The following is a 21,171-nucleotide window of genomic DNA, read 5'->3' as shown; positions in this document are numbered from 1 at the left end:
ATTCTTAGATGATTCCGGAGGGAAATTCCGATGCGTCTGAAGCCCGTTCTCGCCATTGCCGGTCTGGTCGCGGCCGCCGGCGTCACCGCCGCCGTCGCCGCCGACCGCAACGATGCGCATGTCATGCCGGTGCACGTGCTCAACGTCCGCATGGCGGACGGCAGCGTCCAGCAGATCCGCTATGTCGGCGATGTCGCGCCGCGCGTGGTGGCGGTGCCGGTCGCGCAGGTCGATCCGATGCTCGCCGCCTTCGGGCCGGGCTCGCCCTTCGCGATGATGGACCGCATATCGGCACAGATCGATGCCCAGATGGACGGCATGATGCGCCAGGCGGCGGCGATGCAGAGCATGACGCCCGAGCAGCTCCAGCAGGCCGCGACGCGCAGCGGCGGCCAGGCGGGCACGACCAGCTTCACGATGATCTCCACGTCCGGTGCCAACGGACAGGTGTGCAGTCAGAGCGTCCGCACCGTGTCGATGGGCGAGGGCAAGGCGCCGCAGGTGATCCGCACCGCGTCGGACGGCTGCAACTCGGCGGTCAGCAAGCCGGAGGGCCTGACGCCGACCGCCCGGCCCGCCGCCAGGGCCGCGCCGCAGCCGACTCCTGCGGTGCTGCCCGCCGCCAAGCCGGCCCCCGCGCATATCGACCGCAATACGATCTGATTTCGGCTCCCGGGGAGGGAGGAGGCCGGATGCGCGCCTGCGCGTCCGGCCTTTTTCTGTGCCGCGAAACCGGATAGCAGGCCTCATGTCCACCACTCCGGCGCCCGCGCCCGCCATTCCCCGCTCGCTGTTCGCCTTCGCCATCTTCTACGGCGGCATGGTCTGCATCGCCGGCGTGCTCGGCAACAAGCAGGTCGGTCTCGGTCCCTTCTCGCAGATCGGATCGTGGATCGGGATCGGCCCGCTCGCGGTCGAGGCGGGGATCGTCGCCTTCCTGCTGCTGGTGATCACGTCGAGCGCGGTGGCCGAGCTGCACGGCCGCACCGTCGCCAACCGGCTGGTGCAGATCGGCTTCGTGCCGCTGATCGCCTCGATCCTGTTGTCGCTGGTCGTCCTCGCCCTTCCGGCCGCCGCCGCGATGGACCCGGCGCGACGCGACGCCTTCGCGCTGATGATGGGCGGCACGCCGCGCATCTGGATCGCCGGCATCATCTCCTACGGCACGTCGCAGACGCTCAACGTCACGGTCTTCGCCTATCTGAAGGGGCGCGAGGGCAACCGGATGCTCTGGTTCCGCGCTGCCGTGGCGAGCATGCTGAGCCAAGTGATCGACACGTTGCTGTTCGTCACCATCGCCTTCCTCTCGGTCTTCCCGATCGGCGAGCTGCTGGCCGGGCAGATGATCGTGAAGGTCGCGCTGTCGGCGCTGTTCGTGCCGCCCTTGGTTTCCGGCTTCGTCGGGCTGGGGCGCTGGCTCGACGGGCCGAGGGCCGCTTAAGCGAAACGATTATGTCATGGATCCGACGCCTCCGGCATTTCTCGTGGTCGGAGGTGACCCATGGATGTTTCGGTTTCGGCCCGTGCGTCGGGCAGCGTTTCGAGCGGGGTGTCCCACGTCGACGCCTATAGCCGCGCCGGTCTGACGGTGAGCGACGGGGGCGAGCTCGATACGCTCCAGGCCCGCGCCGCGTCCGGCCAGCTCTCGCCGGTGGAGCAGGGCACGCTCGCCCGGCTGATGGATCGCGCCGGCGGCGGCGCCGCGCCCGGGGCCGCCAAGGCGCCCAAGGCGCATAGCGGCCCGAAGACCGCCGCCGACTTCACGATCACCGGTGGCACCAAGCAGGACAAGACGGACCTCAACACCGCGCTGAAATATCTCCAGCAGACCGATTCGAGCGGCAAGGCCGTCTCGCCGACCGCGACCAAGCTGATCGCCAAGATGAAGGAGGGCGCGACCATCCACATCATCCACGACGGCAACGACAGCTACGATCCCAGCACCGGCGTGCTGAACTGGGATCCGAAGTCCGGCCTCAAGGTGACGAGCGGGCAGGGCATCCAGTCCGCCGCGCTCGGCCTCGTCCACGAGATGGATCACGAGGTGAGCGGCACGGTCGGCAAGCCCACCGGCGACGGCTACCAGAATACCGAGGAGAAGCGCGTCATCGCCGGCTCCGAGACGACCATCGCGCACGACCTGCACGAGCCGACGCGGACCGATCACTATGGCTCGACCGTGGTGATGACGACCGCCAATGCCCACACCGACGTGACGAGCGGCAAGGTGGTGGACGGGGCGGTCGCCGCGCGGGCTGCGACGAAGCACTGATCAGACCGGGCGGTTGGCAGGCGAGGATGTGGCGTCTAGCGTGGCGGGCATGACACGAGGCGCGATCCTGACGAGCATCGCCCTTGCCGCAATGGCGGCGGGGGCGAGTTGCTCGGTCGCTTCTCCCGCAAAGAAAGGAACGGCCATGAGCGCGCAAGCCCGATTGAAGGCGTGCGAGGCGAAGTTTGCCACGCTCAATCTCGTCGACGAGGCGTTGCTCACCCGCACCGCGATCACGGCCGAGATGATCGATTCGGTAGCGCCGCCCGTGACGATCCCGGCGGGTGATCCGCGCCTCGCGAAGCTGACGGCGGCATTGCAAGGCGTGGCACTGGAACCGGCGAAGTTGCCCCAGTTCGAGCTCAAGCTGCGGGTGGCGGTGAAGTGCGCGGATGGAAGCACGCTGACGCTGTTGGGCTCGCCGACCGGGCAGGACGGGCGGCTTGATCTGAGCGTGGATGGCGATACGGCCAGCACGCACACACCGTTGCGCAAAGCGCTGGAGGCTTTGGCCAACTAATACTCCCCCTTTGCCGGGGAGGTATTGGTGGCATCGCACGCCCCCGCCCGCTATGGGCGCCAGCATGTCGACTTTGCCCGATCTGCTCCCCGATCCCGCCATGCTCGCCAAGGCGGAGACGCTCACCGAGGCGCTGCCTTATCTGCAGCGCTATGCGGGCAAGACCTTCGTGGTGAAATATGGCGGCCACGCCATGGGCAATCCGGAGATGGCACGCAGCTTCGCCGAGGATGTGGTGCTGCTGAAGGCGGTAGGCGTCAACGTCGTGGTGGTGCATGGCGGTGGGCCGCAGATCGGATCGATGCTGAAGCGTCTCGGCGTCGAATCGCGCTTCGTCGACGGCCTGCGCGTCACCGACGCCGAGACCGCGCACATCGCGGAGATGGTCCTGGCCGGATCGATCAACAAGGAGATCGTCGGCTGGATCGGCCAGGCCGGCGGCAAGGCGGTCGGCATATCGGGCAAGGATGCGCGTCTGGTGGTGGCCGAGAAGGTCGGTCGCGACGCGGCGGACCGCAACCAGGGGATCGAGCGGCACGTCGATCTCGGCTTCGTCGGCGAGCCGAAGCACGTGGACACGACGATCCTGAACACGCTGTCCGCTGCGGGCTTCATCCCGGTGGTGGCGCCGATCGGCATCGGCCATGACGGCCACACCTACAACATCAACGCCGACACGATGGCGGGCGCGGTTGCCGGGGCGCTCAAGGCGGCGCGGCTGTTCCTGCTGACCGACGTCGCCGGCGTGCTCGACAAGAACAAGCAATTGCTCTCCGATCTCGTCCCCGGCGATGTCGAAAAGCTGAAGGCGGACGGCACCATCTCGGGCGGCATGATCCCCAAGATGGAGACGTGCGTGCACGCGATCGAGGCCGGGGTGGACGCCGCCGTCATCCTCGACGGGCGCATCCGCCACGCCATGCTGCTCGAGATCTTCACCCGCCAGGGCGCCGGCACGCTGGTGCGGGCCGGCTGATACCCAGCTTGGCGCGGCGCACGCGGGTGATTAGATAGACCGACCCTTCGTTCGAGGAACCTTACATGGGCCTGATCCTGATCGCCCTCAATTATATCCTGACGATCCTGTTCTACATCATCATGATCCAGGTTATCGCGTCCTGGCTGGTCGCTTTCAACGTCATCAACATGCGCAACGATTTCGTGCGTCAGTTCCTCGGTGCCCTCGATCGGATCATGGAGCCGATCTACCGGCCGATCCGCCGCGTTCTGCCCGATTTCGGCGGACTCGACTTCGCGCCGCTGATCGTGCTCCTGATCATCGGGCTGCTGCAGCGGATGATCGCCTATCAGGCTGTGCATATGGCGGTAACGGGATGAGCGCCAGGATCATCGACGGAAAGGCTTTCGCCGCGAGCCTGCGCGAGCGGGTGGCGGCGATTGTGCCCGCCTTCGAGGCGGCCGCCGGGCGCAAGCCGGGGCTGACGGTGGTGATCGTCGGCGAGGATCCGGCGAGCCAGGTCTATGTCCGATCCAAGGGCAAGGCGACCGAGGCGGCGGGGATGGTCTCCACCACCCATCGCCTGCCGGAGACGACGACGCAGGACGCGCTGATCGCGCTGGTGCGCGATCTCAACGCCGATCCGGCGGTGGACGGCATTCTCGTCCAGCTGCCGCTGCCGAAGCATATCGACGAGCAGGCGGTGATCGCCACGATCGACCCGGACAAGGATGTGGATGGCTTTCACGTCGTCAACGCCGGACGGCTGGCGGTGGGACAGGAGGGCTTCGTGCCCTGCACTCCGCTCGGCTGCATCATGCTGCTGGAGGACCGGCTGGGCGATCTTTCCGGGCTGAACGCGGTGGTGGTCGGCCGCTCGAACATCGTCGGCAAGCCGATGGCGCAGCTGCTGCTGGCGAAGAGCTGCACCGTCACGATCGCCCACTCGCGCACGAAGGATCTGCAGGACGTGTGCGGCCGCGCGGACATCCTCGTCGCGGCGGTCGGACGGCCCGCAATGATCAAGGGCGACTGGATCAAGCCGGGCGCGACCGTGATCGACGTCGGCATCAACCGCATCGACAATGGAGAGGGCGGCACCAAGCTGGCCGGCGACGTGGACTTCGCCGAGGCCATCGAGGTCGCGGGCGCGATCACGCCGGTGCCGGGCGGCGTCGGGCCGATGACCATCGCTGTCCTGCTCCGCAACACGCTCGTCTCGGCCTATCGCCGAGCGGGCGTGCCTTACGAGAAGGGCGCGATCTGATCGCGCTCTTCCTCTCGGCGTTCGTCACCTTCTTCGTGGTGATCGATCCCCCCGGCTGCGCGCCGATCTTCGCCGGCCTCACACGCGGCACCGACATGGCACACCGCCGCGCGATGGCGATCCGGTCGACCTTCGTGGCGGGATGCATCCTGCTCGCCTTCGCGCTGCTCGGCCAGCCACTGCTCGAGACTTTGGGGATCAGCCTCGACGCCTTCCGCATCGCGGGCGGCATCATGCTGTTCCTGATCGCGCTCGAGATGGTGTTCGAGAAGCGCCAGCAGCGCCGCGAGCATCGCGCCGAGGAAGTCGCCGCGCACCCCGAGCAATATGAGGACATCTCGATCTTCCCGATGGCGATGCCGATGATCGCCGGGCCGGGATCGATCGCGTCGGCCATGCTGATGATGCAGCGCTCGCACGGCTGGGCGGCGCATGGCGTGGTGCTGGCGGCGCTAACGCTCAACCTGCTGATCATGATGGGCGCGCTGCTGGCGGCCGGGCCGCTGATGAAGCTGCTCGGCTACAAGGTGGAGGCGGTGATCACGCGGCTGCTCGGTGTGCTGCTCGCGGCGCTGGCGGCGCAGTTCGTGGTGGACGGGATCCGGGCGTCGTTCGCCTGAATCTCAAAACCCGTTCGGGCTGAGCCTGTCGAAGCCCTGCCCTTCCTTCTTACTTCGGTGAAAGAGAAGGGCAGCCCTTCGACAAGCTCAGGGCGAACGGAGCGGGGTTAGCTGACAATCTTCCACAGCTGGTAGGGCGAGTTCGCCGGCAGCGGCTGCCTTGCCAGCCAGGCCGGCGTCCAGCCACCCTCCAGCTTGGAGTAGAAGCCGGTCGGCGCCTCGGCCTGATAGATCGTCGCTTCCGACATATGAGGACAGAGCAGCAGATACTGCGCGTGGTGCGCTACCATGATCGCATGCGCCTGGTCGGGCGTGCCGCGGAAGGCATGCTCGGTGTCGAGGATCGCCTGCCAGTTGCGATGATAGGGACCGGCGACGGCGCTGTGGTGGGTCAGCGTGATCAGGCGCGGACCGTTGTCGATCAGGGTGAAGAAGGTTGCGGGTGGGAGCGCGCCGATCGGCGCAAGCGCTGGGATTGTCGGGCAGCGGCGGTTGGCGAGCTTGGTGAGATCGGGCTTGGTCTTCCCGCCGGGCTTGGCCTCCGCCGGCCATTTCTGCTGGCCGGTCGCTATCGCCCAGAGTTGGTTGAAGCGCAGCCCGGTGAAGCGCGCCGGCACCTTGTCGAGTGCGACCGACACGAACAGGCCGGATGCGACCACGAACGCTGCGACGGGGCCGATCACGCGCACCAGCATGTTCTCGCTGCGCCTGAGCGTCACGAAGCCGCGCAACGCGATATAGGTGGCGCCGGGCACGGCGAGCATCTCTGCGCTCGGTGCGGTTCGGATCTGCCAGAAGAGCAGGGCGGTGGCGAAGATCGTGAACAGGGTGACCGGCATCCATTCGGCGGCGGCGCGCGTGCCCCAGCGGCGGACGATCGCGACGATCGATCCGATCATGCCGATGAAGGGCAGGGCCGCCATCGGCACGCCGGTCGAGATCGGGTGCAGCAGGATCGAGCGCGCCTCGCTGACGTGGCTGAGCCAGAGCTTGTCCGCTTCGGGCGGGATGCCTTCCAGCCGGTGCCCGAAGCATTGCGGGAAGCCGAGCACGTAGATCGCGCCCGCGATCCCGCCCGCCACCAGCACCAGCGCGAACCGGAAGCCGGTGTTGGGCGCGGGCACATAGGTGACGGCTACCAGCAGGAGGGCGGCCGCCGCCACGGTCGTCATCCACACCGGCGACAATACGTCGCAGACCGGGTGCCAGTTGTCGTTCGACGCGAAGATCAGGAAGCACAGCACGGTCGAGATCGCGAGACCGATCCCGTAGCTGCGCATCCGCGGCGTCTCGGCCGCGTCCCACGCCCAGTGCAGCGCGACCGCCGCTCCGGCGAAGGCCACGTAGGGCAGCATTTCCAATCCGATCGCCAGCGACAGCGCCGAGGAGACCGCGATCATGATACCGGAGCGGCGTCTGTCCGGCTCGGTCAATCCCGCGACGGTCGTCATCAGGAAGGCGAGCTGCCAGCCGTGATGATCGATGCGCAGCGGCGCCCACATGCCCATCGCGTCGCCCGCGCACATCAGCAGCGGCAGAGCGAGGACATAGGCGCGCTTGCTCACCAGCCGCCGCACCGTCACCGACAGCATTATCATCGCGAGCAGGAGCGGGACCATCGGCGCGATGGCGCAGGCCCAGCGATAGGCGAGTTGCTCGCCCACGATCGGCTTGAAGAGCAGGATCAGTGCCGCCAGCGGCAGATCGACCAGCCGCGACCAGTGGATCGAGAAGCCGCCGGGCGGGTTCATCCGGTACTGGCGCAGATCGTACCATCCCTGGCCCGCAAGCCAGTCGCGCACCTGATCGAAGCGCATATTATCGTCGGTGTCGCTGAGCGCGAACCAGTGGATCGCATTGGCCTTCTGCATCCACAGCACGATCGCGGCGACCATCCAGAAGAGCAGCACCACCAGCTTCCAGCGATGGTCGACCAGATACTCGGCCCAGCGTTCCAGCCGGTCGACGCGCGTATCGAGGGGAATGTCGGCGGCCGTATCGGTCATGCGGGCTTCATGCACCATAAGGGTTTGAGATTTACTAGTGCCCGCTCTAGTCGCTGGGCGACGGCGGGCAAGGGCATCCAACGTGCGTGACGGATTGGTAAGGTTGTGGGGCGGGCTCGATCGTGAGCATCAGGCGCTGGCGCTGCAGGTGATGCGCTACGGCGTCGTCGGCGTCTGCGTCACGCTCTTCCAGATCGGCTGCTACAACCTGCTGCTCGGCGCCGGGCACCAGCGCGACCAGATCGCCAATCTGCTGGCGAGCGCAGCAGCGATGGTGGTGGGCTACACGATCCACAGCCGCTTCACCTTCAAGGCGGACGAAGGCAGCCACGATTTCGCGAAGACGGTGTGGAAGTTCATCGTCGTCAACCTCGCCGGCATCGCGGTCAACGCCGGGTGGGTGTGGCTGATCACCAAGCAGCTTCACCTCTCGCCGCACTGGGCCTCCGTACCCTTCTTCTTCGCGACGCCGGCTCTGCTGTTCGTGCTCAACCGGAAGTGGGTTTTCGACTGAGCCCGATCCGGCGTAAGGGAAGCAGATGACCGCTGTTTCGCCGCTGATCACCATCCTCGTGCCCGTGAAGGACGAGGAGGACGGCATCGCGCCGTTCGTTTCCCGCGTCTCCGTCATTCTCGACGGGCTGAACGAGTCCGAGGGCTGGGAAATCCTGTTCGTCGACGACGGCAGCCGCGACCGCACGCTGGCCGAAGTGGCCGTCCAGCACGCCCGCGATCCGCGCGTCCGCTGCATCTCGCTGTCGCGCAATTTCGGCAAGGAAGCGGCGCTGTCGGCGGGGCTCGACCATGCGGCGGGTCAGGCGGTGATCCCGCTCGACGTCGATCTGCAGGACCCGCCCGAGGTGATCGCCGACATGGTGCGATCGTGGCGCGACGGCTTCGACGTCGTTTATGGCGTGCGCCGCAACCGGGAGAGCGACAGCATTCCCAAGCGGCTGACCGCCGACCTTTACTACCGCGCCCACAATTACCTCAGCGCCGACAAGATTCCCGAACATGCCGGCGATTTCCGCCTGCTCGATCGCAAGGTGGTGGACGTGATCCGGATGATGCCGGAGCGCAACCGCTTCATGAAGGGCCTGTTCGCCTGGGCGGGCTTCCGCCAGACGGCGGTGCATTACGACCGCGCCGAGCGCGAGGTGGGCACGACCAAGTTCAATTACTGGAAGCTGTGGACGCTCGCGCTCGACGGCATCACCTCGGGTTCCACGCTTCCGCTTCGGGTGTGGAGCTATCTGGGGGGCGGCGTCGCCTTCGGCACCTTGCTCTACGCCGCCTATCTGGTGGTGCGCACCGTCGTGCGCGGCGGCGACGTGCCGGGCTATCCCTCGCTGATGGTGGCGATCCTGTTCTTCGGCAGCGTGCAGCTGATCTCGCTCGGCGTGCTCGGCGAATATGTCGGGCGCATCCTGGTCGAGACCAAGCACCGCCCGATCTACGTGGTGCGCGAGACAATAGGCGTCCCGATCCAGCCGGTTACGCGCTAGCGGGTGACGGCGTTCTGGCCGGGAGGATTGAGTCCGGTCGGGCTATGGTGGCGGATTTTGTAGAGGATGCCGAAGCGGTTGCCGGCCCACACCGGTTCGAAGTCCGCGTCGACCGGCCAGCGGTTGCGCGGCATGTCGATCATCCAGACATAATCGTAGGCGTCGCGCGGGAAATATTCGAGCGCGATCTCGAGGATCGGCTCGTTACGTGCGCGGCAGTCGGGCCGGCGGACGATCTGCGAGGGATCGTGGCTGTAATAGCGGCCGGCGGGCGGATAGGCGATCCGCAGCAGCTGCGCGCCGGGCGCCTCCCACTGGTCGTTGACAAAAGCCTGCTTGCGCACCGTCGCCATCGAGGAGAGATGCTCCATCCGCGACGAATACCAGGCCGACCGGCAGGGTGTGTTGGCGAGTGCCATCACCCGCGCACCCATCGGGATATGATCGAGCGCCTGGAGCTGGGTGTTGTAGTTGCGCTCGAACTTCTGGAAGGCCAGCGTCGAGACGGTGATACGGCCGACGAAGAACAGGGTTGCGGCGACGGCGACGCCCAGCGCGACGCGCCGGCTCGCGATCGGGCGCAGCGCCAGGATCAGGATCGCCAGCATGGTCGGCACCAGTCGCATGTCGGCATAGGCCGAGCTCAGCAGCACGCGCGGCAGGCAGACGAAGACCATGATCAGCAGCGCCGCGCCGATACCCAGCGTCGCCTCGTAGCGCCGCCACGGCTTCCAGATGAGGCCCGAGAGCGCGACCGCGTAGAGCAGCAGCGCGCCGAACTTGTCCCACAGCTCGACCCGCTCGCGCAGCACCGAGCGCAGCCAGATCCACTTGAAGTACCAGGCGAACCAGTCGAACGTGCCCTTGGGGCTCGATCCGCCGCGCCATGGCAGCAGCAGCAGCGCCGGCGGTGCCAGCGGCAGGCAGGCGACGACCGAGCGCCAGCCGCTTTCGAGCCAAGGCTTGCCCGCCTTCCGGTTGCGCACCACCTCGGCGATGAAGCACAGCAGGCCGAGCGTCCCCCAGGCGAAGCTGTGCGCGACCCACAGCAGAAACGAGACGACGAAGAAAATGTGCGGGCGCCATTTCAGCCGGCCGGTGCGCGCCATGCGCAGCCAGACGGCGAAGGCGATCAGCATCAGCCCCATCGCGAAGGCGAAGTTCACGAAGCCGAACTGGAAGGGATAACCGTAGGCGAGCGGCAACGCGAAGATCGCGGTGGGCGGCACGCGGCCATGGATCTCGCGCGCCAGCAGCAGCAGGCCGGCGACCATGATGCAGGGGATCGCCATCACGATCAGGTGGACGGCGGGCTCCAGCCCAAGCATCGGGGCCAGCAGCTCGATCACGAGATCGACGCCGAGATTGCCGATCAGCGCCCAGTCGAACCGGTAATAATGCGATAGATAGGGCGAGGAGCCGATGTCCAGCTGCACACGGTAACGGCCCATATGGCCCATCAGGTCGGTGAGCGGCGGGATCGGCGTGAACAGCAGCGGGATCGCCGCCAGCGCGATCATCGCCAGCGCGAAGGCGCGGGTCTCCCAGAAGGTGCTGCGGGGGGACGTGTCAGGCTCGGTCATCGTCGATACCGCGATAGTCCGGCGCGGGGGCGGCGGGCAAGCGGGGATCAGCGCTGGATGGCGTAGAGTCGGCCAGCCGAAAGGCCGGGAAGGGAAACGGGGCGCAGCCACGCAGGCGCTTTCCCGGCGTTGAGCTGCGCGGCGAAGCCGTCCGGTGCCTCACGCGCGGTCATGCGCATCTCGGCATCGCCGGGGCAGTGGAAGAGATAGGCTGCTCCATGCGAGACGATCAGCAGACGGGCGGTCGCGTCATCGGCCATCCAGGTGGCGAGGATGTCATGCATCACCTGGGGATTGCGGTGATAGCCGCTACCGACCGCATCGTGGTGGCTGTCGACGATCAAGGCGGGCGCCTCGTCCATGGGCGTCAGGATCAAGCTGGCGGGCAGGCGGTCCAGAGCGGCGAGATTGGCGGGCACCATGCACTCGTGCGCGGTGGCGAGGGCGACATCTCGGTTGCGATCCTCGGCCTGCCCGCTGTGGACGGTGACGAGCGCGATCAGGTCGATCGCCAGCGGGAAGGCGAGCAGACCGGCGCCCGCGCCGAGCAGCACGCGCGGCAGGGGGTTGGAAAAGCGGCGCATCGCCGCACCCGCCGCCGGCAGGAAGGCCAGCGCGGCGGGGATCGCCAGCGCGTTGGAAAACGCCGAGGCGCGCGCCAGCAGCACGGCGATCGCGGTCGCGGCGAGCAGCAACGCGCCGAGATCGAGCCAGGCGCTCTTATTCTCCGCCCGACGCCAACCGACGAAGCAGCCGACGAGGCCGACCAGCGGGAAGGCGATCGAGAGCGCCGCAGCTTGCGGCGTCTGCCTCCAGATCGGCAGGCCCTCGGGAATGGCGAGATACCACAGGCGATAGGTCAGCGGATCGAGCGCGCCGAACGGCCCGTTCTCGCATTGCGGCGCTCCGAGCTTGTAGAGCAGCCCGGCCGCAGCCGCTGCAGCGCCCAGTAGCGCGCCGCGCGCTAGCCAGTGCGAGGGGGCGACCCGGCACGCGATGACCGAACCGATCGCGGCGAGCGCCAGCATTCCCATGTGGACGGGCGAGACGGCATCGCAGAAGGTACGATCGAACAGCGCGCCGCCATGCGCGATCAGGAAGAAGCCGAGGCTCCCCACCGCCGCCGTGCCCAGGAAGGCGGGCAGGCGCCAGCGCTCTTCCACCGGCTGGACGATCCAGCGCAGACCGAGCCACGCTCCGCACGCGGCGGTGAAGGGCAGGCCCTCCAGCGAAATATGTACCCACAAAGCCGCCAGCAGTCCCGCGAGAACGGCGCGACGCGGGCAGCGGTTGCCGATCAGCGCCCACGCCATCGCGGCACCGCAGGCGAGCTGCCAGCCATGATGATCGATCCGCATCGGCCGCGCCGCCCACAGGGCTTCGGGCGCGATCATGCAGAAGGTCATGGCGAGGAGCGCGATGCCCGAGCCCATTAGCCGCCGCGTGATGGCGGCGACGGCCACTGCCGCCGCGCCGAGCGAGACCAGCGGCACGATCGCGCAGGCGACAGTCTCCGCCTGCGCGGCGCCGAGGAAGGGTCGCAGCAATGCGATAACACCCGCCAGCGGCAGGTCGACCAGCCGCGACCAGTGCATCAGCAGGCCGTGGGGCGGGTTGACCCGGTATTGCGTGACGTCGAACCAGCTCTGGCCCGCCATCCAGGCGCGCACTTCGGCCAGGCGCATATAATCGTCGGGATCGGAGAAGGGCGCGTTGCCGATATCGCTCCAGAAGAACAGGATCAGCAGCGCGCAGCCAGCCAGCCAGATGCCGGCGAGCGCGAGGGAGTAGCGGAGGCTGCCAGTGGCCGGTTGCGGCCGCACGGTGAAGCGCTCCGCCTCCGGCAGCCCGGTCACGCCGCCTTCAGGCGCTTCGGCACCGCGCGCACCGAATCGAGCGCCGCCTTCTGGTCCTCGTCGAGCGGCCTGGCGAAGCTCGCCTCGGCGCCCTCATTGCCGCTCTCGTGATATTCGGCGTCCTCGTTGACCTGCCAGCAATCGTAGACGCGCGCGCCGGCCAGGATGTTGCGGACGGTCAGCATCGCCGTCATCATCGCATGATCCTGGTTGTTGTAGCGGTGCATGCCGTTACGGCCGACGAGGTGGAGCGTCGGATAGGCGCCCTCCAGCTCCTTGCGCATCGCATCGACATGCGCGGCATAGGCGTCGTCGTAGATCGGATAGGCCTTCTCCTGCCGCACCACGACGCCGCCCTCGACGGTCGCGGGGTCGCACAGGCCGAGGATGCCCATCTCCTTCTTGGCGAGCTCGATCAGCACGTCGTCCGGCGAGGCCCACAGGCCGTCGCCCTCGAAGCAGAAATATTCGAGGCCGACACAGGCGAGCTCGGGATCGGGCACCATCTCGGGCGACCAGGAGCGGAAATTCTGGATGCGTCCGACCTTCACCTTCGAATCGTGGATGTAGATCCAGTTGTCGGGGAACAGGTCTTCCGAGCGGATCATCAGCGCGACCGTCAGGAAGTCGCGATACTTGAGGTCCAGCGCATCGGGCAGCGTCTTCGGCAGCGGGTGGATTCGGCCCGCCAGCTCGCGCATCGGCGCCGACGAGATGACGTCTTTCGCGCGGATCACGCGATCGCCTTGCGCGCCGGTGGCGACCATGCGCCAGCCTTCCGAATCGTGGCTGAGCTGCTTCAGGCCGTGCGCCATCAGCACATGGTTACCGCCTTCGACCACGCGATCGCGCGCGGCGTCCCACATCATGCCGGGGCCCTTGCGCGGATAGCGGAAGCTTTCGAGGAGGGTTTTGGTTTCCATGCCATCATTGGGCTTCTTGTTGAGACCCAGCGAGCGCTTGAAGCCGTCGAGCACGGCCTTGCCGAGCGACAGACCCTTGATGCGCTGCGCCGCCCAATCGGCGGAGATTTCGTCGCAGGGCATGCCCCACACTTTTTCGGTGTAGGTCTTGAAGAAGATGCCGAACAGGCGCGAGCCGAACTGGTTGATCGTCCAGTCCTGAAAGGACTTGGCGTCCTTCTTCGGGAACAGCTTGGCCCTGGCGTAGCTCGCCATGCAGGCGGTCGAGCGCAGGATGCCGAGGTTGAACAGCGCCTCGAACGCGCGCAGCGGGTAGCTGTAGAACTTGCCCTCGTAATAGATGCGGCTCATCCGTGGGCGCTCGATGAAGTCGTCGGGCAGGATCTCGTTCCAGAGGTCGACCACTTCCTTGGACTTGGAGAAGAAGCGGTGGCCGCCGATATCGAATCGGAAGCCCTGATGCTCCACGGTGCGGCTGATGCCGCCGACATAGACGGGATCCTTCTCGATCACCGTCACCGATTTGCCCGCCTTGGTCAGCAGGTAGGCGGCGGTCAGGCCCGCGGGGCCTGCGCCGATGATGGCAACGTCGACTTGATCAGGATGCGCACCCACGCTCGTCTCCCCGGGCGATACTGAACCCCGAATGCCCGGGAATGGATAATTTGGGGTTAAGCCGCGTCCCGGATCGGGTGGCATCCGCGATTTACCGGATGTTCGGCGGCGCCCGATACCGCTAGGCCCGAATCACCCGGGGGGCGGGGACGCGCGGATGACGGTTTCGGAACGACGCTACGCTGGAATTGCCGCGCTGATCGCGGCTGTCGCCGTCGTTGCCGGCATCGCCTTCCGCTTTCATGGCGCGGCCGCCTATCCGCTGTGGCTGGACGAGGCCTATTCCGCCTTCGCCGGCGATCATTCGTTCGCCTGGATCTGGCGGATGGTGCCGCAGTACGAGACGCACCCGCCGGTCTATTATTCTATGGTACGGCTGTGGGGCTTCGTCACCGGTGACAGCGTGATCGCCCGGCGCCTGCTGGGGCTGCTCTGCGGGCTGGCGACGGTGGCGGTAGCGGGCGTCGCGACGGACCGGCTCGGGCGGATCCTGCACCTGCCGCAGCGCGGCCGGGTATGGCTGGTCGCGGGCGTGGTGACTCTGGTGGCGCTCCAGCCGCTGCTGGTCGGCATGAGCCGGCAGCTGCGGCCCTATCCGGTGATGATCCTCGTCTATGCGCTGAGCCTGCTGCCGCTGCTTCGCCTGCTGGCGGATTCGATCGCACGAAGGCCGCTCGGCGCGGGCGCGGTCCTCGGCTTCTTCGTCTGCGAGGCGCTGATGCTGTGGCTGCACAGCCTCGGGCCACTCTTCGGGCTGGCCATGACGCTGTCGCTCGCCGTCGCCGTGCTCCACCGGGGCCTGTCCCGCCGGGACTGGGCGTGGCTGGTGGTCGGGCAGGGTCTCGTGGGGCTGCTCTATCTGCCCGCTTTCCTGATCATGCTCCACCAGGCACGAACCTGGGTGAAGACCGGATGGGTGGTGTTCGACATCCACGACGTGCCGCTGACCATCGCGCAGATCTGGCTGGACTGGAATGCCTGGGCCTGCCTGATCGGCTTCGCGCTGGTGGTGACGGGGCTGCTGGTCCTGTCGCGCCGGGCTCGCGGCGGCCGGCCGGCGGCGATCCTGCTGCTGATGGCGGTGCTGCCGGTCCTGCTGTCGGTAATCTTGTCGGCGACCGTCTCGCCCGTCTTCCTCGCCCGTACGCTGAGCCCGACGGCAGTGCCGGCGCTGATGCTGGTCGGCCTCGGCCTGTGCTGGCCGGGGCGTGGCGCGTGGGCGGCGCTGGCCGGTTTCGTGCTGGTGGCGGCCTCGATGGCGTGGATCGACCGCGAGTTGGCCAAGGCCGGCCCTCCGCAGGACTGGCGCGCCGCGCTCGCCTGGCTGGAGCCGCGCGTGGCACCGGGCGACATCGTCTGGGCCTATCCCAACGAGGGCGCGCTGCCGCTCGCTTATGCGCTGCAGGCCGAGCGGCACACGCTTCCGTGGCGGCAGGTGCCGGCGCCAGTGCCGGCGCTCGGCCTCGCGGCGACGGCGCTGCACCCGACCGGCGGAATGGGGGCCGTCTCGCTCTATCCGGCGCAGATCGATACGCTGATGCGCACCGCCGAGGCGAAGCGACCGCCGACGATCTGGCTGCTGCGCCTCAGCCCCGAGCTGTACGACAAGGACGACACGATGCTCCACGCGCTCGAGCGCGAGCGCGTGGAGGTGGGGGCGTTCCGCTCGCGCCAGATCGACCTGATCGGCCTCCGGCGGAAGGGCTTACCGCCCGTCGCGGCGGCCCAGCAGGCGCAGCCGTAGCGCGTTGAGCTTGATGAAGCCCGCCGCGTCGCGCTGGTCGTAGGCGCCGGCATCGTCCTCGAAGGTGACGACCTTCTCCGAATAGAGCGTGTTGGGCGATTTGCGGCCGACCACCGACACCGAACCCTTGTAGAGCTTGAGGCGGACGGTGCCCGCCACCTTCTCCTGGCTGTGATCGATCGCCGCCTGCAGCATCTCGCGCTCGGGCGAGAACCAGAAGCCGTTATAGACCAGCTCGGCATAGCGGATCGCCAACTCGTCCTTGAGGTGAGCGGCGCCGCGATCGAGCGTGATCTGCTCGATGCCACGATGCGCCGCGTGATAGATGGTGCCGCCCGGCGTCTCGTACATGCCGCGCGACTTCATGCCGACGAAGCGGTTCTCGACGAGATCGAGCCGGCCGATGCCGTGGGTCTTGCCCAGCGCGTTGAGTGCGGTGAGCAGGGTTGCCGGAGACATCGCCTCGCCGTTGAGCGCCACGCCATCGCCGCGCTCGAAATCGATGGTGATATATTCGGGGGTGTCCGGCGCGGTTTCCGGATCGTCGGTGCGCGAATAGACATAGTTCGGCACCTCCTCCCACGGATCCTCCAGCACCTTGCCCTCCGACGAGGTGTGCAGGAGGTTCGCGTCGGTGGAGAAGGGCGATTCGCCGCGCTTGTCCTTGGGCACCGGAATCTGGTGCGCCTCGGCATATTCGATCAGCTTCGTGCGGCTGGTCAGATCCCATTCGCGCCACGGCGCGATCACCTTGATGTCGGGCTGGAGCGCGTAATAGCCGAGCTCGAAGCGGACCTGATCGTTGCCCTTGCCCGTCGCGCCGTGGCTCACCGCGTCGGCGCCGACCAGCTTGGCGATCTCGATCTGGCGCTTGGCGATCAGCGGCCGGGCGATCGAGGTGCCGAGGAGATACAGCCCCTCATAGAGCGCGTTGGCGCGCATCATCGGGAAGACATAATCCTTCACGAACTCCTCGCGGAGATCGTCGATGAAGATATGCTCGGGCTTGACACCCATCAGCTCGGCCTTGGCGCGCGCCGGCTCCAGTTCCTCGCCCTGGCCGAGATCGGCGGTGAAGGTGACGACCTCGCAATTGTAGGTCTCCTTCAGCCATTTGAGGATGACGCTGGTGTCGAGGCCGCCCGAATAGGCGAGGACGACGCGGTTGACCGCAGGCTGCGTCATGATGGCTCCAATCTCAGGGCTCAGGGGTTACGGGACGCGCGCGCCTGTGCCATCGCGGGGGCGAAGGTTCAACCCGGAGCGTCACGATGCGGAAATACCTGGGCCTGCTGCCCGTCCTGTTGCTGACCGGCCCGGCGCTCGCCGATCCGCCGCCGGTCTATCGGACGGACGTGCAGGCGCGGGCGGAGGCGATGTTCGACAAGGCCGACACCAACCATGACGGCATCCTGACGCGCGACGAATATCATGCGGCGCTGGCGAAGATCGCGAAGGCGCGAGGGGGCACGCCGACGGCGAAGGGCTGGGCGATCGTCGACGCGCAGTTCGATGCCGTGGATCAGGCGCACACCGGCCGCATCCCACGCGCGAACTTCGTGGCGGCGGCGCTCGCCCATACCGACGGGGCGGACCTCAACCACGACGGCGTCGTCACACCGAGCGAGGCGCGCAAGGCGGCGACGATCAAGCGCCGGGTCTTGAAGCAGCAGGAAAAGGCGGAGGAGGCCGCGGCGCGGGGGCGTTAGCCCTTCGCTAGCAATGCCGTCTCGGCCTCCGCGATATAGTCCCGCGTCAGCGGCAACGCATGGCGGTCGCGGACATACTGGAGCTGGAAGTTCGCCATATCGGCCTGCGTGAACGCCGTCAGCGCGCCGGCAAGGTAGAAGCGCCACATGCGGTAGAAACGCTCGTCGTAGAGCGCGACGATCTGCTCTTTCGCAGCCCCCGTGCGATCGTACCAGTGCTGGATGGTGTAGCCGTAGTGCAGGCGCAGCACCTCGACGTCCGAGAGCATCAGATGCTCGCGCTCGCTCGCCGCGACCGTTTCGGACAACGCCGGGATATAACCGCCGGGGAAGATGTATTTCGCGGTGAAGCTATCGGTGTAGCCGGGCGGGCCCATTCGGCCGATCGTGTGGATCAGCGCGACGCCGTCGTCAGTGAGCAGGTCGCGCACCTTGGCGAAATATTCGCGGAATGACGGCACGCCGACATGCTCGAACATGCCGACAGAGACGATCCGGTCGAACTTGCCCTTCAGCGCCCGATAGTCGATCAGCTCGAACTGCACGCGATCGGCGACGCCTGCCTCCTTGGCGCGGCGGCGGGCGACCTTGAGCTGTTCCTCGGACAGCGTGATGCCGAGCACATCGACGTCCGCCACGCGATTCAGGTAGAGTGCCATGCCGCCCCAGCCGCAGCCGATATCCAGCACGCGCTGGCCGGACTTCAGGTTCAGCTTGGCGGCGATGTGCGCCTTCTTCTCCAACTGCGCACGGTCGAGATCGCGATCTTCGTTTTCCGGCGTGAAGTAGGCGCAGCTATACTGCTTGTCGCGATCGAGGAAGAGATCGTAGAGCCGGTCGCTGAGGTCGTAATGATGCGCGACGTTGCGCTTCGATTTCCGCAAATTGTTGAAGCGGCCGAGCTTCGTCAGCAGCGGATGCTCGCCGACTCCAAGACCATCGTCGATCGACGTTTCCCACCGTGCGTTGAAGCGGAACAGGTCGACGAAGGCGAGGATGTCGTCGCCCTCCACGTCGATCCGGCCGTTCATATAGGCCTCGGGGAAACCCAGCACGGGGCGGCGCGCGACGTCGAGAGGCACCCTTTTGTCGCGGAAGGTCAGGCGGACCGGCGCGCGATCGGGGTCTGGCGCGCCGTAGCGATGCTCCTTGCCCGAGGCGTCGGTGATGATGAGTTCGCCTTGGCGAACGATACGGCGGAACAACGGATCGAGTAACATTGCGGGACTGTTAGTCCGCCGAATGGGGCCTTTTCAAGGTCAACCCAGCGCCGCCTGCTTTTCCTCCGCCAGCCGGTCCAGCTCGGCGCGCGAGCGCTTCTCGGCCGAGGTCTTGAGCTGGCCGCACGCCGCATCAATGTCGCGCCCGCGGGGCGTGCGGATCGGGGCCGAGATACCCGCCTCGAACACGATGCTCGAGAAGCTGCGGATGCGTTCCGGCGTCGAGCATTCGTACACCGCGCCGGGCCAGGGATTGAACGGGATCAGGTTCACCTTGGCAGGCAACTTGTACTTGCGGATCAGCCTGACGAGTTCGCGCGCATCCTCGTCGCTGTCGTTCTTGTCTCTGAGCATCACGTACTCGAAGGTGATGCGCCGGGCGTTATTGGCGCCGGGATAGTCGGCACAGGCCTGCAGCAACTCGTCGATGCCGTACTTCCGGTTGATCGGCACGATCTCGTCGCGCACTTCCTTGGTGACGGCGTGGAGCGACACCGCGAGGTTGACGCCGATCTCCTTGCCGGCGCGCTCCATCATCGGGACGACGCCCGAGGTGGACAAGGTGATGCGCCGCTTGGACAAGGCGAGGCCGTCGCCGTCCATCACGATCGCCAGCGCATCGCGCACCGCGTCGAAATTGTAGAGCGGCTCGCCCATGCCCATCATCACGATGTTGGTGAGCATCCGCCCCTCGGGCTGGCTCGGCCATTCGCCGAGGCTGTCGCGCGCCAGCATCACCTGTCCGACGATCTCGCCGGGCGTCAGGTTGCGGACGAGGCGCATCGTGCCGGTGTGGCAGAAGCGGCAGTTGAGCGTGCAGCCGACCTGCGAGGACACGCAGAGCGTGCCGCGATCGGCGTCCGGGATGAACACCATCTCGAAATCGTGGCCGGCGCCGGAAGAATCCGGGGCTGTGCGCAGCAGCCATTTGCGCGTGCCGTCGGTGGAGACCTGCGCCTCGACCACCTGCGGCCGCTCGACGGTGAAGCGCTCGGCGAGCCAGGGGTGCTGCGCCTTGGCGATGTCCGTCATCGTCTCGAACGCCGTGGCGCCGCGATTGTAGATCCAGTGCCATAGCTGCTTAGCGCGCAGCTTGGCCTGCTTGGACTCCATCCCGGCGGCTTCCAGCTCGGCGCGGATCTGTTCGCGGGTGAGCCCGACGAGGCTCTTGCGGCCATCGGTTTGCATCGGAGCCTCGCGCGGCACGGGCACGGGATCGACGTGGCCGGGAATCGGCATGAGGTTCGGGGCGGTCTGCATGGCCGCGCACATAAGGGAAATGGCGCGATTTTTCCAGCGGTTCAGAGGTCGCCGAGCGTGCCGGCCTCCGGCTCGGCCTTCTTCGGGCGTTTGGGGTCGGCGAGGTGCCAGATCAGCAGCACCGGTTCCAGCACCGCCATACCGATGAAGATGCCCGCCAGACGCTCCCAGGCTGGCGTCAGATTGGCCTGCGCATAGCTGTCCGGCACCAGGATGATCAGGATCGCCAGCACGAACTGGGTGCCGACATAGGCGATCGACCTTCCGCTATTTTCGATATGCCGGCCGATCGCGACGCCGAGGATCGTGCCGACGATCAGGATGGGCGGCGATCCCTGCGCCACGAACAGGAAGAGGGCTGCGAGCGCCGCGCCGGCGCCGCATCCGACGAAGCGATAGAGGATGCGACGGTTGACCAGGCCGAAACCGGTCGCGCCGAGGCTGGTGATCGGCACCAGCATCACCGCCATGATCGTGATCGCGCTCTGGGCCAGCGCGGGCAGCTCGAGAAACCGGCTGAGGCCGCTTAGCAGCACGAGCGCCACGGCGCCCTGTGCGGCGTGGCGCAGCGCGGGCGGGTGCCAGCCGCCTTCGAGGGGTTTCGCGCGTGTCGCCGGCCAGCGGCGGCGGAGCGTGAGCGTGGAGGCGAGGCTGACGATCACGCAGGCGACGGTGCCGGCCACCACTTCGAGCACCCTTGTCTCGACGAAGCCGAGCAGCGGACGGGCGGGATGCTCCACCTTGTCGAGCACCACCATCACGAAGGTGAGGCCGAAGAACAGCCAGGCATAGGCCCGCTTCGCCGTGATCGCGCCATAGAGGCAGATGGTGCAGACGAATGCCAGCGCGATCGCCTGCGCCGGCCAGAACGGCAGCAGCCACGGCGTCGCTACCAGAGCGAGCAGGCCACCGGTCACGGTGCCGGCGATGCGCAGGACGCCGCGCACCACCGTCTCGGCGGCATGGCCCCGCATCACCATGTAGCCCGAGAAGGCCGCCCAGGAGACGTTCGCGGCATGAAGCAGGTGCGCGAACAGGATCGCCAGCAGCACCGAGGCGACCACCTCGGTCTCGTCGATCGTGCGCGCATCGATGCGGTCCATCGCCGTTCAC

At 67.2% G+C, this 21,171-nt stretch carries 20 protein-coding genes; 12 read left to right on the top strand and 8 right to left on the bottom strand.

Features of this window, described 5'->3' with window-relative positions:
- The first annotated feature begins 30 nt into the window (after nt 1–30).
- The 8 genes from HZF05_RS14935 to HZF05_RS14900 all read left to right on the top strand — a co-directional run bounded on the left by HZF05_RS14935 (nt 31) and on the right by HZF05_RS14900 (nt 5,637).
- Nucleotides 31–663, top strand: a complete 633-nt coding sequence (locus tag HZF05_RS14935; RefSeq protein WP_160365368.1) for a hypothetical protein — start codon at nt 31–33, stop codon at nt 661–663.
- An 85-nt stretch (nt 664–748) separates the two neighbouring features.
- Entirely contained in the window at nt 749–1,441 is a 693-nt protein-coding gene (locus HZF05_RS14930; RefSeq protein WP_160365367.1) for a queuosine precursor transporter, read from the top strand.
- A 60-nt stretch (nt 1,442–1,501) separates the two neighbouring features.
- The gene (locus HZF05_RS14925) at nt 1,502–2,272 is read left to right on the top strand and encodes a hypothetical protein (RefSeq protein ID WP_160365366.1); all 771 of its coding nucleotides are present in this window, start codon (nt 1,502–1,504) and stop codon (nt 2,270–2,272) included.
- 145 nt (nt 2,273–2,417) lie between these two features.
- Nucleotides 2,418–2,792, top strand: coding sequence for a hypothetical protein (locus HZF05_RS14920; RefSeq protein ID WP_160365365.1), 375 nt, complete (start codon nt 2,418–2,420; stop codon nt 2,790–2,792).
- 64 nt (nt 2,793–2,856) lie between these two features.
- Nucleotides 2,857–3,768 carry an acetylglutamate kinase gene (argB, locus tag HZF05_RS14915; protein WP_160365364.1) on the top strand — a complete coding sequence of 304 codons (912 nt, stop codon included), beginning with the start codon at nt 2,857–2,859 and terminating at the stop codon, nt 3,766–3,768.
- A 65-nt stretch (nt 3,769–3,833) separates the two neighbouring features.
- Nucleotides 3,834–4,130 (top strand): YggT family protein, encoded by a 297-nt coding sequence (locus HZF05_RS14910; protein WP_160365363.1) that lies wholly within the window; start codon nt 3,834–3,836, stop codon nt 4,128–4,130.
- The gene (folD, locus tag HZF05_RS14905; RefSeq protein ID WP_160365362.1) at nt 4,127–5,017 is read left to right on the top strand and encodes a bifunctional methylenetetrahydrofolate dehydrogenase/methenyltetrahydrofolate cyclohydrolase FolD; all 891 of its coding nucleotides are present in this window, start codon (nt 4,127–4,129) and stop codon (nt 5,015–5,017) included. The genes HZF05_RS14910 and folD overlap by 4 nt, the downstream gene beginning before the upstream one ends.
- Nucleotides 5,014–5,637, top strand: a complete 624-nt coding sequence (locus tag HZF05_RS14900) for a MarC family protein (protein WP_160365511.1) — start codon at nt 5,014–5,016, stop codon at nt 5,635–5,637. The genes folD and HZF05_RS14900 overlap by 4 nt, the downstream gene beginning before the upstream one ends.
- A gap of 107 nt (nt 5,638–5,744) precedes the next feature.
- Here HZF05_RS14900 and HZF05_RS14895 read toward each other — a convergent pair whose 3' ends face one another.
- Complete coding sequence (locus HZF05_RS14895) at nt 5,745–7,643, bottom strand: AcrB/AcrD/AcrF family protein (RefSeq protein WP_160365361.1); 1,899 nt, start codon at nt 7,641–7,643, stop codon at nt 5,745–5,747.
- Nucleotides 7,644–7,725: 82 nt separating this feature from the next.
- On the opposite strand from HZF05_RS14895, the gene HZF05_RS14890 reads away from it, so the two are divergent.
- A complete protein-coding gene (locus HZF05_RS14890; RefSeq protein WP_160365360.1) occupies nt 7,726–8,157 on the top strand; it encodes a GtrA family protein in 432 nt (143 codons plus the stop codon).
- Between the two features lie 25 nt (nt 8,158–8,182).
- The gene (locus tag HZF05_RS14885) at nt 8,183–9,148 is read left to right on the top strand and encodes a glycosyltransferase family 2 protein (RefSeq protein WP_160365359.1); all 966 of its coding nucleotides are present in this window, start codon (nt 8,183–8,185) and stop codon (nt 9,146–9,148) included.
- Here HZF05_RS14885 and HZF05_RS14880 read toward each other — a convergent pair.
- Genes HZF05_RS14880 through HZF05_RS14870 form a run of 3 tightly spaced genes read right to left on the bottom strand, consistent with a single transcriptional unit; the run spans nt 9,145 to nt 14,125 of the window.
- The gene (locus HZF05_RS14880; protein WP_160365358.1) at nt 9,145–10,731 is read right to left on the bottom strand and encodes a hypothetical protein; all 1,587 of its coding nucleotides are present in this window, start codon (nt 10,729–10,731) and stop codon (nt 9,145–9,147) included. The genes HZF05_RS14885 and HZF05_RS14880 overlap by 4 nt on opposite strands.
- A gap of 47 nt (nt 10,732–10,778) precedes the next feature.
- Nucleotides 10,779–12,587 carry a hypothetical protein gene (locus HZF05_RS14875; protein ID WP_160365357.1) on the bottom strand — a complete coding sequence of 603 codons (1,809 nt, stop codon included), beginning with the start codon at nt 12,585–12,587 and terminating at the stop codon, nt 10,779–10,781.
- Nucleotides 12,584–14,125, bottom strand: coding sequence for an NAD(P)/FAD-dependent oxidoreductase (locus tag HZF05_RS14870; RefSeq protein WP_343046896.1), 1,542 nt, complete (start codon nt 14,123–14,125; stop codon nt 12,584–12,586). The genes HZF05_RS14875 and HZF05_RS14870 overlap by 4 nt, the downstream gene beginning before the upstream one ends.
- 157 nt (nt 14,126–14,282) lie before the next feature.
- Here HZF05_RS14870 and HZF05_RS14865 point away from each other — a divergent pair, with 157 nt between their 5' ends.
- Nucleotides 14,283–15,869 (top strand): hypothetical protein, encoded by a 1,587-nt coding sequence (locus tag HZF05_RS14865; protein WP_160365355.1) that lies wholly within the window; start codon nt 14,283–14,285, stop codon nt 15,867–15,869.
- Here HZF05_RS14865 and HZF05_RS14860 read toward each other — a convergent pair.
- Nucleotides 15,831–17,054, bottom strand: a complete 1,224-nt coding sequence (locus HZF05_RS14860) for an argininosuccinate synthase (protein ID WP_160365354.1) — start codon at nt 17,052–17,054, stop codon at nt 15,831–15,833. The genes HZF05_RS14865 and HZF05_RS14860 overlap by 39 nt on opposite strands.
- Nucleotides 17,055–17,140: 86 nt before the next feature.
- On the opposite strand from HZF05_RS14860, the gene HZF05_RS14855 reads away from it, so the two are divergent.
- Complete coding sequence (locus HZF05_RS14855; protein WP_160365353.1) at nt 17,141–17,578, top strand: EF-hand domain-containing protein; 438 nt, start codon at nt 17,141–17,143, stop codon at nt 17,576–17,578.
- On the opposite strand, the gene HZF05_RS14850 is transcribed toward HZF05_RS14855, so the two are convergent.
- Genes HZF05_RS14850 through HZF05_RS14840 form a run of 3 tightly spaced genes read right to left on the bottom strand, consistent with a single transcriptional unit; the run spans nt 17,575 to nt 21,161 of the window.
- Nucleotides 17,575–18,798, bottom strand: a complete 1,224-nt coding sequence (locus HZF05_RS14850) for an SAM-dependent methyltransferase (protein WP_160365352.1) — start codon at nt 18,796–18,798, stop codon at nt 17,575–17,577. The two genes, HZF05_RS14855 and HZF05_RS14850, sit on opposite strands and share 4 nt — an antisense overlap.
- A gap of 39 nt (nt 18,799–18,837) precedes the next feature.
- Nucleotides 18,838–20,058: a dual-specificity RNA methyltransferase RlmN gene (gene rlmN, locus HZF05_RS14845; protein ID WP_246332026.1), complete on the bottom strand. Its 1,221-nt coding sequence runs from the start codon at nt 20,056–20,058 to the stop codon at nt 18,838–18,840.
- A gap of 41 nt (nt 20,059–20,099) precedes the next feature.
- Complete coding sequence (locus HZF05_RS14840; protein WP_160365351.1) at nt 20,100–21,161, bottom strand: FUSC family protein; 1,062 nt, start codon at nt 21,159–21,161, stop codon at nt 20,100–20,102.
- Nucleotides 21,162–21,171 lie beyond the last annotated feature (10 nt).

The sequence above is a fragment of the Sphingomonas chungangi genome, assembly GCF_013778325.1.
Classification (GTDB): Bacteria; Pseudomonadota; Alphaproteobacteria; order Sphingomonadales; family Sphingomonadaceae; genus Solisphingomonas; species Solisphingomonas chungangi.
The sequence above is the reverse complement of the archived record's forward strand: the minus strand, read 5'-3'. Positions and strand labels throughout refer to the sequence as shown.

What these genes read in the sequence shown, in the direction of transcription:
- HZF05_RS14840 (WP_160365351.1), bottom strand. Translation starts at nt 21,161, where the DNA reads ATGGACCGCATCGATGCGCGCACGATCGACGAGACCGAGGTGGTCGCC.
- rlmN (WP_246332026.1), bottom strand. Translation starts at nt 20,058, where the DNA reads ATGCAGACCGCCCCGAACCTCATGCCGATTCCCGGCCACGTCGATCCC.
- folD (WP_160365362.1), top strand. Translation starts at nt 4,127, where the DNA reads ATGAGCGCCAGGATCATCGACGGAAAGGCTTTCGCCGCGAGCCTGCGC.
- HZF05_RS14910 (WP_160365363.1), top strand. Translation starts at nt 3,834, where the DNA reads ATGGGCCTGATCCTGATCGCCCTCAATTATATCCTGACGATCCTGTTC.
- HZF05_RS14885 (WP_160365359.1), top strand. Translation starts at nt 8,183, where the DNA reads ATGACCGCTGTTTCGCCGCTGATCACCATCCTCGTGCCCGTGAAGGAC.
- argB (WP_160365364.1), top strand. Translation starts at nt 2,857, where the DNA reads ATGTCGACTTTGCCCGATCTGCTCCCCGATCCCGCCATGCTCGCCAAG.
- HZF05_RS14855 (WP_160365353.1), top strand. Translation starts at nt 17,141, where the DNA reads ATGCGGAAATACCTGGGCCTGCTGCCCGTCCTGTTGCTGACCGGCCCG.
- HZF05_RS14935 (WP_160365368.1), top strand. Translation starts at nt 31, where the DNA reads ATGCGTCTGAAGCCCGTTCTCGCCATTGCCGGTCTGGTCGCGGCCGCC.
- HZF05_RS14850 (WP_160365352.1), bottom strand. Translation starts at nt 18,798, where the DNA reads ATGTTACTCGATCCGTTGTTCCGCCGTATCGTTCGCCAAGGCGAACTC.
- HZF05_RS14895 (WP_160365361.1), bottom strand. Translation starts at nt 7,643, where the DNA reads ATGACCGATACGGCCGCCGACATTCCCCTCGATACGCGCGTCGACCGG.
- HZF05_RS14860 (WP_160365354.1), bottom strand. Translation starts at nt 17,054, where the DNA reads ATGACGCAGCCTGCGGTCAACCGCGTCGTCCTCGCCTATTCGGGCGGC.
- HZF05_RS14925 (WP_160365366.1), top strand. Translation starts at nt 1,502, where the DNA reads ATGGATGTTTCGGTTTCGGCCCGTGCGTCGGGCAGCGTTTCGAGCGGG.
- HZF05_RS14930 (WP_160365367.1), top strand. Translation starts at nt 749, where the DNA reads ATGTCCACCACTCCGGCGCCCGCGCCCGCCATTCCCCGCTCGCTGTTC.
- HZF05_RS14880 (WP_160365358.1), bottom strand. Translation starts at nt 10,731, where the DNA reads ATGACCGAGCCTGACACGTCCCCCCGCAGCACCTTCTGGGAGACCCGC.
- HZF05_RS14920 (WP_160365365.1), top strand. Translation starts at nt 2,418, where the DNA reads ATGAGCGCGCAAGCCCGATTGAAGGCGTGCGAGGCGAAGTTTGCCACG.
- HZF05_RS14865 (WP_160365355.1), top strand. Translation starts at nt 14,283, where the DNA reads ATGACGGTTTCGGAACGACGCTACGCTGGAATTGCCGCGCTGATCGCG.